This window comes from Clostridium sp. Marseille-P7770, assembly GCF_902143525.1.
Lineage (GTDB): Bacteria > Bacillota > Clostridia > Lachnospirales > Lachnospiraceae > Pilosibacter.
Map to the genome: position 1 here is coordinate 124,676 of NZ_CABFVC010000006.1, position 15,403 is coordinate 140,078.

Annotated in this window: 16 protein-coding genes; 7 read left to right on the forward strand and 9 right to left on the reverse strand. The window is 41.9% G+C overall.

Going from position 1 to position 15,403, the window contains the following annotated elements:
• The first annotated feature begins 13 nt into the window (after positions 1 to 13).
• Together FN001_RS15240 and FN001_RS15245 are read left to right on the forward strand one after the other, a co-directional pair.
• Positions 14 to 874, forward strand: a complete 861-nt coding sequence (locus FN001_RS15240; protein ID WP_142412407.1) for an LPXTG cell wall anchor domain-containing protein — start codon at positions 14 to 16, stop codon at positions 872 to 874.
• A gap of 40 nt (positions 875 to 914) precedes the next feature.
• Entirely contained in the window at positions 915 to 3,182 is a 2,268-nt protein-coding gene (locus FN001_RS15245) for a hypothetical protein (protein ID WP_243122049.1), read from the forward strand.
• A gap of 192 nt (positions 3,183 to 3,374) precedes the next feature.
• Here FN001_RS15245 and FN001_RS15250 read toward each other — a convergent pair whose 3' ends face one another.
• From FN001_RS15250 to FN001_RS18225, 6 genes are all read right to left on the reverse strand, one after another.
• Positions 3,375 to 3,824, reverse strand: a complete 450-nt coding sequence (locus tag FN001_RS15250) for a methionine--tRNA ligase (protein WP_142412408.1) — start codon at positions 3,822 to 3,824, stop codon at positions 3,375 to 3,377.
• A gap of 194 nt (positions 3,825 to 4,018) precedes the next feature.
• Positions 4,019 to 5,251, reverse strand: a complete 1,233-nt coding sequence (locus FN001_RS15255) for a site-specific integrase (protein ID WP_002596379.1) — start codon at positions 5,249 to 5,251, stop codon at positions 4,019 to 4,021.
• Positions 5,252 to 5,297: 46 nt separating this feature from the next.
• Complete coding sequence (locus FN001_RS15260) at positions 5,298 to 5,480, reverse strand: hypothetical protein (RefSeq protein ID WP_002596378.1); 183 nt, start codon at positions 5,478 to 5,480, stop codon at positions 5,298 to 5,300.
• Positions 5,481 to 5,587: 107 nt separating this feature from the next.
• The gene (locus FN001_RS15265) at positions 5,588 to 5,770 is read right to left on the reverse strand and encodes a DUF6462 family protein (protein WP_002596377.1); all 183 of its coding nucleotides are present in this window, start codon (positions 5,768 to 5,770) and stop codon (positions 5,588 to 5,590) included.
• A gap of 541 nt (positions 5,771 to 6,311) precedes the next feature.
• The gene (locus tag FN001_RS15270; protein WP_002596376.1) at positions 6,312 to 6,641 is read right to left on the reverse strand and encodes a helix-turn-helix transcriptional regulator; all 330 of its coding nucleotides are present in this window, start codon (positions 6,639 to 6,641) and stop codon (positions 6,312 to 6,314) included.
• Positions 6,642 to 6,644: 3 nt separating this feature from the next.
• Entirely contained in the window at positions 6,645 to 6,806 is a 162-nt protein-coding gene (locus tag FN001_RS18225) for a hypothetical protein (RefSeq protein ID WP_014081113.1), read from the reverse strand.
• Between the two features lie 50 nt (positions 6,807 to 6,856).
• Here FN001_RS18225 and FN001_RS18790 point away from each other — a divergent pair, with 50 nt between their 5' ends.
• From FN001_RS18790 to FN001_RS15295, 5 genes are all read left to right on the forward strand, one after another.
• The gene (locus FN001_RS18790; protein ID WP_330582779.1) at positions 6,857 to 7,534 is read left to right on the forward strand and encodes a MobC family plasmid mobilization relaxosome protein; all 678 of its coding nucleotides are present in this window, start codon (positions 6,857 to 6,859) and stop codon (positions 7,532 to 7,534) included.
• Positions 7,483 to 8,886, forward strand: a complete 1,404-nt coding sequence (locus FN001_RS15280) for a relaxase/mobilization nuclease domain-containing protein (RefSeq protein WP_014081115.1) — start codon at positions 7,483 to 7,485, stop codon at positions 8,884 to 8,886. Before FN001_RS18790 ends, FN001_RS15280 begins: the two co-directional genes overlap by 52 nt.
• A 217-nt stretch (positions 8,887 to 9,103) precedes the next feature.
• Complete coding sequence (locus FN001_RS15285; RefSeq protein WP_014081116.1) at positions 9,104 to 9,451, forward strand: helix-turn-helix domain-containing protein; 348 nt, start codon at positions 9,104 to 9,106, stop codon at positions 9,449 to 9,451.
• A 231-nt stretch (positions 9,452 to 9,682) separates the two neighbouring features.
• Positions 9,683 to 10,069: a BlaI/MecI/CopY family transcriptional regulator gene (locus FN001_RS15290; RefSeq protein WP_014081117.1), complete on the forward strand. Its 387-nt coding sequence runs from the start codon at positions 9,683 to 9,685 to the stop codon at positions 10,067 to 10,069.
• A gap of 1 nt (position 10,070) precedes the next feature.
• Positions 10,071 to 11,867: a BlaR1 family beta-lactam sensor/signal transducer gene (locus tag FN001_RS15295; protein ID WP_014081118.1), complete on the forward strand. Its 1,797-nt coding sequence runs from the start codon at positions 10,071 to 10,073 to the stop codon at positions 11,865 to 11,867.
• Between the two features lie 90 nt (positions 11,868 to 11,957).
• Here the strand turns inward: FN001_RS15295 and FN001_RS15300 are convergent, their stop codons facing one another.
• The 3 genes from FN001_RS15300 to FN001_RS15310 are packed head-to-tail and all read right to left on the reverse strand — an operon-like array spanning position 11,958 to position 15,252.
• On the reverse strand, positions 11,958 to 13,466 hold the full coding sequence (locus FN001_RS15300; RefSeq protein ID WP_014081119.1) for a WD40/YVTN/BNR-like repeat-containing protein: 1,509 nt from the start codon (positions 13,464 to 13,466) through the stop codon (positions 11,958 to 11,960).
• A gap of 20 nt (positions 13,467 to 13,486) precedes the next feature.
• On the reverse strand, positions 13,487 to 13,927 hold the full coding sequence (locus FN001_RS15305; RefSeq protein ID WP_014081120.1) for a hypothetical protein: 441 nt from the start codon (positions 13,925 to 13,927) through the stop codon (positions 13,487 to 13,489).
• A gap of 59 nt (positions 13,928 to 13,986) precedes the next feature.
• Entirely contained in the window at positions 13,987 to 15,252 is a 1,266-nt protein-coding gene (locus FN001_RS15310) for a DUF6070 family protein (RefSeq protein ID WP_014081121.1), read from the reverse strand.
• Between the last annotated feature and the right edge of the window lie 151 nt (positions 15,253 to 15,403).

Sequence of the window (15,403 nt, forward strand, 5' to 3'; positions counted from 1 at the left end):
GAAGGAATCCAAGATGACAGGAATTCGGAAAAAGAATAAGATCCTGGGCTTTATTTTTGCCGTGCTTGCGGTATGGATGGTGATATTTCAAAATCCGTCTTACGCGGCACAGCGGGGCAGTCTGAACATAAAAACAGAACAGACCGGAATGACGGTATATCTCTATCGGGTTGCAGAAAAACAGGCGGGTGTCTATGTGCTGAATGAGAAATTTCAGGCATCCGGTGCGGATGTTTCTGGGGGTGGTTCCAGAGAGGCTGCGATCACTCTGGCAAATTTTGTAAAGGCGCAGGGGATCCAGCCTTACCGGACCGGAACGGGAAGCGGAAAGCATGTGGTTTTTCGGAATCTTCCGGATGGAGAGGCTCTCTACCTTGTGACGGGGGATCCGATGACCGTTGGCGGCAAGACCTACATTCCGGCACCGGTTCTCGTGGAAGCGGGCGGTGCCGCGGCGGAAGCAGATATCAAGTGTGATATTGAAGAACCGGAAAACCCGACAAAACCAACGGAACCGACGAATCCGACCGAACCCACAAATCCGACGGATCCGTCGAATCCGACTTCTCCGACCCGTTATCACGATGACAGTGATGATGATGACTGGGATCCGACCCCGGATAAAAAGCCGACGATCACAACAGTGGCTGACGAGACGGTGACGATCACAGATGCGGAGACACAGCCGGAAACCAGGGTGGAGGAGAGCACGGCAGAGAGTGAAACAGAGACATCCACGGAGACAAACGTGGAGAACGAAAAGAAGCTTCCCCAGACAGGACAGATATGGTGGCCGGTAGGAATCCTGCTCTCCGCAGGCGCGATCCTTCTGGCGGCAGGTCTTGTGATGAAAAAGAGAAGTAAAGAAAAATAATGAAAGAGAAACAATTAAAGAGAAACATGAGGATACGAATATGAAAAAGAAAACGCTTCATCCAATCATGATTGCGTTACTGGCACTTTTTGTTCTGCTGCAGGCATTCTGCCTGACAGCATTCGGCGCTGAAACTGTGGAGGTATATATTCCGGCTGGAACAGAGACGGAGACTGTGAATCAGATCCTGACAGAAACGCTTCTCCCGGACAGCGAAGATACGCTGGAATGGGAGTATGAGTGTGTTGGAAAGGAAGACGGTGGTCTGCTGAAAAATACCGCATGGGGATCAGTAGGCGGATTTGAAAGCACAACAAAAAAATACTTCGTGACTCACACCTATATCCATCCGGCGCTGTCAGACAATGCGGATGGTGAATATCGGGTACGCACAGGAGAGAAAAAATGCAAAATCAGAAAAGCAGCAAAACATACCGTGGATTTCGAACTGCTCCGGAATCAGGAAATTCCGCTGAGATATGACGAGGACGGAATCTTTAATGCCGAAGAGACGAAAAAAGAAATCTTCACAAGAGTTTTTTCAGCTTCCAATGCGGAGTTTATTACCTGTGACGATGTGACGATCCAGTACTACGCTACAGCTGAGTCAGGCGCTGTGGGAAATATTGGAAAGGACTGGGTCGCACTGGACGGGGAAAAGGTGAATCTCCTGACCTATCCGGCAATCCCGGCAGGAAAACAGAGGATCCGTATTTCATGGGACGGCGATGAGGAGTATTCCGGTTTTGAAAAAGAGACAGACGTGATCATGACGGAACGGGAGCAGATGAAGTTCAACCTGAAAGAGGCTCCTTACGAGGCAGGGCTTGTTTTTGATCATGATCAGAATATCGATTATGCTGCAACAGCAAAAGCGATCTACGAGGCTGTAGTGGAGTCCACAGATCCGGAAGTGGATTTTGATGAGTTCGCGGTGAAGTACAATGCAGATCCTTCCGGGCTCATTGAAAATTTCAAACCGCTCGATGATGAGTCACTTGTAACAAAGAAATTCGGTCCGGGAAGCTGGAAGATCCGTATTTCCTGGGGCGGAAGCAGGGACTATGCGCCGGGCAGCGTGACGGTATCAGTAACAGTGACGGACAACCGGATCAACAGTAAAGTCGTATTAAAGAGCGAAACCTCCTTCACATACAATAAGGATGTAGAAGCAGTAAAACAGGCGGTTCTTGACAATGTGATCGACTGGGAAAATTCCGAGCTTCCGGAGCGGGACACACTGTCTGTTGACGATTTCACGTTTTCCTACAATGCGAGACTTTCTCTTCTGGACGGTTTGAGCAGCGAGCTCGGTGACAGCTTTGCTGACAAATTCCTGAACGGAGAAGGAATCAGGGACGATGTTCCGTTTGAAGGAAAAAACTATGAGCTCGGCGGAAAGGTTCTCGGAAGCTTCCCGCAGATCGGCGCAGGCGTGCAGAAGATCAAAGTAACTTTCAAGGGAAATTCGGAGTATCGCGCAAGTGAAGAAGCTGAGGGCAGCGTGACCATCAACAAAGCAAATGTGAAGGTCAGCGTCAACAGCGCCAGCAGATATGTGAGCGAGGCTGTGAAGGGCAGAGAGCTTGTCTCCACGGATCCTGAAGATCATTTCAACCTGTATATCATCTATGCCGGAATCACCAGCAATGTGACTACAGGCGTTTATCTGGAGCTTCCGGAACAGTATACCTCCAACAGCACCGTCATCAAGATCGTCGATAAGGCGCTGGAAAGCTTAAATCAGCCAACCCTGACAGAAATGCTGCAGAACGGAATCACAGTTGGTGAGCTTAGAAAGCTTTTAAATACCAGTGAAGTGATCGATGTGCTTGAGAAGATCGGTGTGGATACCGGCGCTTTGGAACAGGTCATCAAGGTGATCAATAAGCTTCCATCCATCGCTGATAATCTTCGGATCAGCATTGGTGCCCCGAATCACGCCGGAATTTACAGCGTGACAGCAGTCACCGACAACAAGAACTACAATACGGGTGTCGGTGCCGGCGCTCTTGTCCTGAAAGCTGACAAGGCAAAACTTGTATGGAACCAGAGTATCGGCAAAAAGATCTCCGCAGCGGAAGCGGCGGGTGCTGATTTTGGCGCACATCTCGAGATCGGCGGGGAGAGAGTTGACGACCAGTCCAGCGTCAGCGTGCTCTACTCCGGATTTACAAGCAAATGGAGAGCATACTCCAGCACAACAACCCCGCCGACTGAGCCGGGGCGTTACACGATGACCGTAGTCGTTCTCGGCGGCAATTACCTTGCCTCCCCGATCAACCGGTCGTTCCAGATCACAAAATAAATTAAGAAAAGAAATTGGAAACCAGCTGATGAAAATCGCAGAGTCCAGGTGACGGCTGTTATTTATAACAGGCGTGATTAGATCAGGCAACTGACCAATATGGATTTAGAATAATAAGAATTATAAAACAACGAAGTGGACAGCCCCAACAGGAACTGCCCACTTCTTTTGTTATCCGAATATTTCTTTTAATTAGTACAGCTTCGCACCAGCCGGGATATGGTTATCAACCATGAGAAGGTTTAACTTCTCCTCGCCCTCTTCAGTATGGATTGCACTAAGCAGCATACCGCAGGAATCGATTCCCATCATGGCTCTCGGCGGAAGGTTTGTGATCGCGATCAGGGTCTTTCCGATAAGCTCTTCCGGCTCGTAGAAAGCATGGATACCGCTTAAGATCGTGCGGTCTGTGCCGGTTCCGTCATCGAGTGTGAACTGAAGGAGCTTTTTGCTCTTCTTGACTGCTTCGCAGGCTTTTACCTTAACAGCGCGGAAATCGCACTTGCTGAATGTCTCGAAATCAACATAATCAGCGAACATCGGCTCGATCACAACTTTGGAGAAGTCGATGACTTCCGGAGCTGCGTTCTCGGATGTCTTAACGACCGGTTTCTCAGACTTCTTTGTGTCTAAGGATTTCATTGTCGGGAATATAACCGAAGCTAATCCACCACAGTCCAAATAAGTTGATAAACGCTTTTTTACACGATTTTCATTATATATCGCCAGTCCATATTTGTCCACCAAAATCCAACAAACTAATGTCATTTTGATGTATTCTGACTTTTTTGATGTCAGGTTTGTCTTGGAAATCGTCCCCTTGCAAGGACTTCTTCCTAAAATATATCACTATTATTTTCCAGAGCTTTAATTGCTTCCTTTTTCTTCACATCTGTTGCTTCCGCATAAATATCCATCGTTGTTTCAATATTTGCATGACCCATAATACTTTGAATCACTTTCAGATTTCTTTCATTTTCACAAAATCTGGTGCAAAATGTGTGTCGGATATGATGACACGAAAAATGAGGAATCAATACCGGGCGTCTGCTCTCCCGTTTTGCCTTAATAATTTCTTCGGCATTGTAGGCTTCGTAAATTCTTTTGATTGCACTGTTGATTACGCTGGGTTTATGGATAATTCCGTCTTTATTGCAAAAGATAAACCCACTCATACCATCAACCACTTGCACATTAAAACCGGTTTCTTTCTGTGCTTCGTATTCATCCTTAAATGCCTGTTCTACAGCCTGCATCATCGGAATAGTACGAATCCCGGCTTCTGTCTTTGGCGAAGAAATATGAAATTCACTCTTTCCATTCTCCATTACTCGATAGATAGCCGCATGGTTTATACTAATGGTTTTATTCTCATAATCCAAATCTTCCCAACGCAGCCCTATCATTTCTCCTATGCGACATCCCGTTCCAAAAAGTGCTGTAAACAGTGGCAACCAATGGCAATACACAGGACTGTTCGATACATAGTTCAAAAATGCTCTCTGCTGTTCCAATGTAAGTGCGTGTCTTATGCCCTTATTCTTTCCATTCGCCTTTTTGATTTCTGCCATTACACCGCTTGCCGGATTATTGCGTATCACATTGTCCCTAACTGCCATCTGAAAGGTTGGGTGCAGAATCGTATGAATATTATCCAATGTATTCGCCTGTAACCCCAATATGTTCATCAACGAACAATAAAAGAATTTCACATCAGAATACTTTATATCATTGATGATTCTTTTTCCAAAAGTATCTCTGACAAAACGGTTATACATATACTTATAATTTACCCGTGTGTGTTCTTTCAAATCATACTTCGTTGAAATATACCTGTCAAATGCATAGTTCAAAGTTGTCTTTCCACTGCAATAGCTTTCAAGACCGTCCAACTGATTGCGAACAAGTTCTTTTTCCTTTTCCCTTAACTCCAACAGGTCATTTGAATAAACGACCCGCCTTTTACCTGTCGAATCGGTGTACTGGTAGATATACCTTCCGTCGTTTTTCCTCTGACTTTCGCCTTTCCTTAATACTCTGCCTTTTGAATCTTTTCTCGACATTGACATTATGTACCACCTTCCTCTCAATATAAGAAAGAGGTCACAAATGCCATTACTCATTCTCGGTATTATCCTGCTCTTGCAGCTTTCTAAATCCTTGAACAAGCGTCTGTGTTATGGTCAGATCATGAGAGCTGGCATACTCTGTTATATCTGTATGCTCATCTTTTGTAAGACGGATGAATACACCTTCACTTCTCGGATTTTCTAACTTAGGTCTACCCATTCTTGCCATCCGTCAACACCTGCCTTTCATAACCTGACTTCATTTTACTACTTGTATATCAAAAAGTCAAATACTTTTTGATATACAATAATTCGTTTTCCTCTTTCTTATCATGTCTACGCCCGAAAAGATTCCAAATACTCCTCAAAAATCTTCACGTTTACCAATGTGATACGGTTAATTTTATAAACAGCACGAGCATCCTGTGCCAATTTCATAAAGCTGTGTTTACTCATAGAATACCTCTCCGCACCCTCGTCATACCTTATAAAATTTTTTGTGTTCACTTTTGCCTGCATTCTTCCACCTACCTTTTCAAAGTGTGTTCTTTTTCTCTTGCTATGGTTATGGCATATCTGCCAATAAAAACATACTTAACAAACAAATATGCTTTTATTGGAAGATATTAAAAAATCCGTACAGGTAGCAGCTCATTACACTACCCACATCGGTATCGCACCGTCATCTTATCTGACCGGACTAAGCCGGAAGTATCATTATCAAAAATATGTATCAACGCCTCCGTGTAACTGCTACACATTTATGCCGGATATTTCTCGCTCCACACCTTAACTTCAATATCTGCTTTCAATATTCCTTCGTATCCACCTCTGCCAAAGGCAAAAGCAGGTGTCTTATGGCGTATCCTCAAAGCGGCTCCACATATTCCACACGTCCTGTACGCATTGGTTTATGAAATTGTCAAGGTACAATCGCAGACATCGTCTGCATTTTGGATAAAATCAAAGCTGAAATTGTCAGCCTAAAAAGCACATAAGCACACTTCCGTCTGCTATGAACGGTTCTGTAAAAATTATGTGCTTTATCAGAATGACAAGATCAAAGTTGTAATTTATCCGGTCCATATTTTCTTAGGACTTGAAATAAAACTTTTTTATGTATGCCCTCCGTCCAATCATATAATTCATGCAAGGCAGCTACTTCCATAGGTGTCAGCGAATTGGCATAAGGCTTGTAATCCTCTCTTATAAAAATTCCTCCGTTCTCTCCCTGTTTTGTATAAATCGGATAAACCGGAGTTAAAGCCTGAATATCATACTGTATCGTGCGAATGGAAACGCCAAATTCCTGTGCCAATTCATTCGCTGTTGTATGTCGTCTGATAATAAGAATATTGATTATTTCCGTTCTACGATGTACGGTATTCATGCTTCACCCCCTCTCTTCTGGTTTTCCAATTCTAATTTTAAATGCAGAATATGCAGTATCTTTGCTTATTCCCCTAAATTTCTCTGTAAATCTTTTATCTCTCTCCAGCCATTGACTTTCCCCTTTCCCATTGATAAAATCATTATGGATAGAATCAAAAATCATAAAAAGTCACACAAACTGCTATGGAGTTTTTACGGGCAATCAATGCCCTTATGAACCGTGGCAGTTTTTTTATTGCTTCTGCCCAACTGCAAAGTCGAATTATCAACGCTATCCATAACAAGGGCGGTAACGCCCTACTGTGTTGCAAACCGCTCGCCTATACTCACGCAACACGCAAATTCCCTACGGGTAATTTGCAGAAGAATAGCAAGCACTGCCTGTGTTCCCTCACAGGCACCATTTCCGCAAATTTCTACCAAGTGAAAACTTGCAGAAATTGGCTTGCATGGGGCATATCCCCCTGTCCCCCTAAAAGCAAAAAACAACCGCCGGCTACGGCATATTTGAAAATCTTTTATACAAATAAGGAAAGGACTGATACTGCAATGGCAAACCGAGAAAGACAAAATGAACTTAAAATCTATCTCAGCGATGACGAGCAATACATCTTAGATCAGAAATGGAAAGCCTCCGGCATGAAGAGCAAATCCGCATTTATTCGGCATCTGATTTTGTATGGCTATGTCTACGATGTAAACTACGAACACCTGCGGGAATACAACACCACGCTCGCCCGTATCGGCAATAATCTGAACCAGATTGCCAAGCGGATGAATGCTACTGGCAATGTCTATAAAGCCGATGTAAACGAAGTAAAGGAGCTGATGAAACAGGTATGGCAATCACAAAAATCCATGCTATCCAGGCAACCGTCCATAAGGCAGTAAACTATATCTGTAATTCCCAAAAAACAGATGAAAGTAGTCTCATTTCTTCCTTCGGATGCAGTCCTGAAACCGCTGCCTTTGACTTCAAATTTGCTCTGTCAAAAACAAATCAGGCAGACCCCAACAAAGCCTTTCATCTGATACAGGCTTTCGCTCCGGGAGAGGTATCTTATAAGGAAGCACATCAGATCGGTGTGGAGCTTGCCGACAAGCTGTTAGAGGGGAAATTTTCTTATATCGTTTCCACTCATATTGATAAAGGTCACGTTCACAACCACATCATTTTCTGTGCCGCAGATAATGTGAATCACGAAAAATATCATGACTGTAAACAGACCTACTACCACATTCGCCGCCTGAATGATGAGCTGTGTTCCAAGCATCAGTTATCCGTCATTTCTCCCACAAACCAGCGTGGTAAAAGTTATAAAGAATGGACATCCGGCAGAAATGGCACCTCGTGGAAAATCAAGCTCAAGCAGGACATTGATGAAGCAATTCAAAACGCTGATACATATGAACAGTGCATGGAGCTGATACGGGCAAAAGGTTATGAAATCAAAGGCGAAACCATTGGAGAAAACGCCTTAAAGTACATTTCCTTCCGCCCCCTTGACCGGGAGCATTTTGTCCGTGGCAGCTTAAAGTCTTTGGGTGCAGAATACACCAAAGAACGGATTAAGGAACGGGTAGAAACAAAGGCTTTAGCACAGACACAAAAACGTGTCCCATTCCCTGCCCGAAAAAAACCTCTTATCAAGGATTATTCTTCCCGAACGCTCATTGACACCTCGGAAGAAAAGTTCACGCAAAGCCCCGGTCTGCAGCATTGGGCAGCGATTGAAAATCTCAAAATCGCTGCCAGCAGTTACAGTAAAGCAGGTTCTATCATCGAGCTTGAAAAACAGATTGAAAGTAAGTCTGTTCTTGCAAAAACCGCACGGAACAGTCTTGTGGAAACAGAACGTCAGCTAAAGGATTTAGGACAGATATTGAAATACGCTGAACAATATCAGAGCAATCATATCTATCACATCCGTTACCGGAAATCGAAAGACCCTGACGCTTATCTCCGCCACCATGAAACAGAACTCCTGCTCCATGACGGTGCAGAAAATATGCTGAAACGCTTTGGAATCAGCTTAAAACATTTTGATATTGATAAGTTTCGTAATGATTACAATGCTCTGTATGCCAAGAAAGAAGCCTTGCAGAAAACCTATAAATCTGCTGAAAAAGACATACAGGCTCTCAACCGAAAACTGGATAATCTGAACCAGTATCTTGACCGGACTCCGGGACAGGAACAGACCACAAACCGCAAACCGGAAAAAGACTTTACAACGCTCTGATTTCCCCACAAAAAAGGTGTATCGCGTTGAAGTTTTATACTTCTTTGCGATACACCTTAGTGTGTAATATGCTGCTATCTCAAAACTTTTCACTATTCTTTTTCTATGTATTTTCACATACTTTACATCCATGTATTACACTCCATATCTACACTGTATTCTATTGCAATTCACTCGTTTTAATAGGTATTGTAAACTACTATCGAGGTGAATTATAATGCATGACATAAAACAAATTCTTGCCATTGCAGTGCGTGAAGCCCGTACCGAACTCGGACTTTCACAAGAAAAGCTGGCTGAAACTCTTAATATGGATACCCGCACCATACTAAATATTGAAGCCGGACGTGGTAACCCCAAATATGATAAGCTGTATCCTTTGATTACATATCTGAAGATACCCGCCGATAAGATTTTCTACCCAGCCAACGCAAACCAACAGCCAAATCTCCAAAAACTCCTGACCCTGCTGAATGACTGCACGGAACAGGAGGCTGCGGATTTATTGCCTATGGTTCGTTATCTGCTTGATCTGCTGCACAAGCAAGACCATCCAACTCTGTAAGAATGCCAATAGACTCCTTGTGACTCTATTGGTTTTCTTATTTTCAAAGCACTTTATTTACAATTTCAATCATCCTGATTCCACTCCTTTTTTAAATTCTTACTTATGTAATATTTGAATTATTACATAAGTAAGATTTCAAGTCAATCTATTTTCTCTTAAATTGACAACTACACAAATAACATCTATAATATTTTTATTACAGCCGTAAGATTTAAGGAGGGATTTGAAATGAGCGATTTACCACAGATTTCTGAAGCTGAATTTGAAGTTATGAAAATCGTATGGAAACATGCGCCGATCAGCACCAATGAAATAACTGATAAATTATTACAGACTACGAACTGGAGTCCAAAAACAATACAAACTCTAATTAAACGTCTAGTGAACAAGGGCGTTCTGACTTATGAAAAACAAAGTCGGGTGTTTGTTTACACTCCAGTTGTGAAAGAAAGTGAATACATCGGTCAGGAAAGTAACTCTTTTCTAGAACGATACTACGATGGAGACATCACTGCCATGCTGTCTGCATATATAGAAAATGACAGACTGTCCGAAACGGAAATAGACACTCTCCGCTCTCTTCTTTCCAAGAGGTCAAAAAAAGGAGGTAATTAACATGGCTGATTTTATGATACGCTTTTTAATATGCAATGTATTTATCAGCGGTATCATCGGAATTCTTTTGATAGCCAAGCGGATATTCAAAGTCAACCTATCCAGCCGGATGCAGTATAATCTATGGTTCCTGCTACTTGGATTGTTGGTAGTTCCTTTTATACCGTTCCGTTTAATTGGGTTTCCGCAAATCCTCTCGTGGCTCAGTAGCCTGAAAAGTTCTCCTACTTCTGGCACCAGAACCGCCATAGGAGAAGCTGTTGGGATCAATCCAGCCGGAAATGCAGACTGGATGAATGACTTTGCCCTTTCGGTAAATAGTGAGACTCCATCCAGCATCGGATACATACTATTTGGAATATGGCTTGTAGGCATCCTTGCAATGATTATATTGGTAATCAAGTCCTCTATCCGCTTACAGAACTTGAAAAAATCTGCACTTCCCCTTCAGAACCCGGAAGTCCGAAAACTATATCATCGATGTATGAAAGAAATGGGAATTAACAGAAATATCCATGTTTACAGTACTGCATTTTTGAAATCTCCGATTATTGTGGGGCTTTTGAAACCTTGTATTTATCTGCCGATTCATCTCATCTCAGATTATAACGAATCGGACATGCGATACATGCTGTTACACGAGCTACAGCACTATAAGCACAAAGATGCTATTGCCAACTATCTAATGAACTTTGCCGGAGTAATATATTGGTTCAATCCTCTTGTCTGGTATGCTCTGAAAGAAATGCGTAATGACAGAGAGGTTGCCTGTGACACCTCTGTTTTAAAGATGCTTGAGGAGGATGATTATGCAGATTATGGTAATACACTGATCAATTTTGCGGAAAAGATTTCACTTACTCCATTTCCGTTTGCCGCCGGTCTTGGTGGAAACATGAAGCAGATGAAACGGAGAATTATCAACATTGCATCTTATGAGAAGCCGACATTTATAAAAAGAGTAAAAGGTATGACTGCATTCATGTTGACTGCTGTCCTTCTCCTTGGATTCGCACCTTTTATTTCTACATACGCAGCAGATGGAAGCCACTACCAATGGGATTCCTCTTCTGAGAATATTTCCTATGTAGACCTCTCCACATACTTCAGAGAATACGAAGGCAGCTTTGTTTTATACGATTTGGAAAACGATGCATGGAGTATACATGACATGGAGCATGCCACCTTACGGGTTGCTCCAAACTCCACCTACAAGATATACGATGCTTTGTTCGGATTGGAAGAAGGCGTCATTACACCAGAAAATTCGTTCATTGCATGGAATGGAGAAACCTATCCATTTGAAGCATGGAACGCAGATCAGACCTTACAGTCTGCAATGAACTCCTCTGTGAATTGGTATTTTCAAGCAGTAGACGAACAGCTTGGAACCTCTGACGTTTACAGCTATGTTCAAGAAATCGGATATGGTAACGAAAACATGAGTGGCGATTTCTCCTCTTATTGGATGGAATCCTCCTTGGAAATCTCTCCAATAGAACAGGTCGAACTTTTAACCAAGCTGCAGAATAACAGTTTCGGCTTCGCCCCTGAAAATATCAATGCAGTAAAAGATGCCATCTGCCTTTCAGCTTCCGATGCCGGAACATTCTACGGAAAAACCGGAACTGGCCGTGTTAATGGACAGGATGTAAACGGATGGTTCATCGGTTATATCGAAACTGCAGATAATACATACTTTTTTGCCACCAACATTAGTGCAGACAGCGATGCTACCGGAGGCAACGCAACTGAAATAACCATGTCTATCTTGTCAGACATGAATATCTGGAAATAAAACATAATAAAATCGGGTAAAGGTCATAGTCAGTCGTACAATCTTTTACCCGATTTTTTGTGTTTTAACACTATTCGTATCTTTTATTTCTTATTGTAAATCACCTTCGCCTGTACTTAATCCCTCATACATCCATGTCTTTCCATTGTCGTTAGATGTAAATCTCAAGCCTCCGTAACTGCTGTATTCTGCCTTGATGATTACAGTCCATTGTCCATCGGATACTTGTGGCATCTCTGCGTAATCATAATCTGCGATTGTGTATCCTAGTTCATCAGCAATATCCGGCAGTTCCGTAACCTCTTCCATTGGAAATTCCATCTGTGTAAAAGTAACTCCGCCATCTGATGTCACATATAAAGTTGAGGCATCCTGTGAAGCGCCTGTCATACCAATCACACCAAGATTTTCATCGTAAAATTCTATTCCCAGTGCCACGCCAATCTTGTTGTTAAACGGATTGGCATTTATCACATTCCATGTTTCACCACCATCTGATGACTTTTCCAATTCATAATAACGGCTTCCTGCTGCCGCATCAGTAACTACTAATCTCCATCCAATTTCTTTATTCTCAGACAACCAGTAATATACAGAACCGTTGGAATTATCTACATACCAGGATTCTGTTTCTTTAGCATCATCAATAGTCTGCTCTTCCTCCCTGTCGATGATAGTTTCTAACGGAATCACTTCCGGTTCCATAAAATAACGTACCGGAGTCACCTCAGATTCACTTGGAATATGAAGCGAGACTTCATATCCATAAACAGCTCCACCATTCAGTTCCGAATAAATGGCATTGTCTGTGTTGTCCACTCCGTCACCATCCACATCACCTTGAAGATATACAAATCCTTCCATTGTGTTAAATTCCCGCTTGCCATAATAGAGAATTTCATAATCGTCTGCATATCCTTCCACAGCCCAGTTATTTACTCTTGTTTTGTAATCAGCGTTTTTCAAAATTTCAAGCATCGGCTGTAATCTCATGTCATCATCGTAAGATTTGCTCGCAACTCCATTAATACACACAGTCATTTTTGAATCTGCATCCACATCATAGTCAATAAGGAATGTATTTTCGTCTCCATTTTCATATCTTCCATACATATAAGTATAAATACTCTGAATTTCACCATCTTTGTCAAAGGAAAGCTGGAACTTATTTTGAACATAAAGTTCATCCGGTAAATCCAACTCTGTCTCAATGTCTTCCAAGATTCCTTCTACACCTGTCTCAAAGAAGTTGGTATGAGTAAGTTCAATTTTCTTTTGGTTACGCCATTCGTCAATCTTCCATGACAATGCACCATTATAAGGGATTGCCGAATAAATAATCCTGCCTCCAAACAAAATGGTCAGGGCAACAACTACAATACATTTTCCCCAGAACAGTTTACCTTTTTCAATTTTTTCTTCTTTTCTACTGCTAACAATTCCAAAAATGATTGTTGCTATAAGAACAACACCCAAAATCAATATTGGAATCAAGTCCACTTTCGTCCCACCGTATTGACATAGATTTGAAATGCGAATCATCAGCACCGCATATATAGCAATTCCAATAAAACCACATATATTAGAAATTTTCTTCATAATTTGTCTCCATCTCGTTTTTAGTGTCCACGTATATCCAATTCATCCAATAGAGAATTTTCACTTCCCCAAGAATATACAATGTAATAACCCCTGTCCTTTATTTCTTCCGCAAATTGTAGTGTCCCGTGATCAATCCCCTCAATGGACTGCCCTTCCTGAATTTTCACCAAACATTCCCACTCATTACTTCTGTACCTTGAATAGTAAGCATCCAATTCTTCCAAAGACAAGTCACTTCGAATTAGAATTGCTCCGAAATACTGCATTCCATTTCCGTTACCTGTCAGCTTCCCTGCCCGTGATATTGACTCTATCAATTCCGTTTTCTCTGGCAGTGGTGTTTCACATAATTTCTTTTCCACTTTATAAGCAGTGTGGTTATTTATAAGCGGAATTGAAATCACACCGCCTATTAATACAACTGCTGCCAATATTCCAACTAGTTTTAATTTCTTCATGTGTCCTCCTTCCTTTTCTTACATCTGTAAGATTACCACAAAACACAACTATTATCAAATCATTCTTTAATTCGGTATTGATAATCGGGTATCTGCATAATTCCGTCATTTAGGATTTTATTCCCCAAATACTGAAAACTGCCATCCTCTGCAAACCTTACCGTAAGTTCATGGGTTATGACTGCATCATCGCAAATAACCATATCACAAACCGCCTCCACCGTTAACGTGACTGTCTCATCATCATTTTCTTTGATATCCGTGACCTCTGGCAAAGAAGTTCCAAAGAAAGTAGGTGCATAATTTCCACATCCTAATCGAGCCCAATCATATGTGTGGTTTTCCTCGTCAAATACTGCGTACTCTCGTATCTGCTCCGCTGTTATCGGAAGATATTCCATAATCAGACTTTCGAATTCTTCTTTTGGAATACCATTTGGATAATCTTCGGAATTGAACTTTTCTCCATATTTCATTCCATACAGATATTCAAACATTCCGTTATAATCCAATTCACTCATATTTTCCGTATTCCAGTTGGAACACAAAAGGTTCTGTCCCTGATATCCAAGTCCCAAGACGAGGCGCTCAGACATCTCTCGCTGTTCCTCTGTCATAGGTTTTATTCTAATCACGCTGCTTCCATCCACAATTTCACTGACCTCCGGTGGCTCCGGCACACACAACTCGTAGCAGAACCATCCCTTATCTGTATATTTCCACTCTTTTAGTCTTGTATAGGAAATGTATGAAATCCCCGGCTTATTATCAGCATTCCAGATTCCTTTTGCACTTACAACATACATATCTGTTCCATCAAAAATGAATTTCATTCTGCCCAATCCACCATCGTTGTGGACTTCATAAATTACTGCAGAACCACTTTTCCCTTCCATACATTCTTTCAGAAAACTGTCAACACTTTCATAATTCTCCATGTTAGAATATGTTACCATTGTTGTAACCGGACATCCTGCATCCTTTAGCTTCCTCTGCATTTCCAAAACTGTTTGATCATCCAAAGCAACATTAGATGCTATCCCTTTATCTGCAGTTTCATAAATGTCAAGATAAAGTTCCATCTGCTTTTTACAGTCAGTCTCAGCTTCTTCCCTTTCCTGTTCATCTAACGGAAGGTCGTAGCCCTTTTCCCATTGTTCTGCAGCCTCTTCCTCGGCACTTTTTATCTCCTCCGTGGAAGATACATCTTCCGTATCTTCCACAAGAGATTCATCCACAATACTATCTTCTTTTCCACAGGCACATACGAAGCATCCAATCAGAAATGCCATAATCAGCAAAATGCTTTTTTTCTTTAATGCCATAATATCATCCTTTCTTTCAAAGCAAATGATCTGCCCCTTGTCAAGTAGACAAGCAAAATATTTAAAATTAATTTCTAAATGTATCTGCCATATCTGATCTGATGTGGCGGATATTTATGTTTATGAAACATTTATTCCATCGTCAATTTTA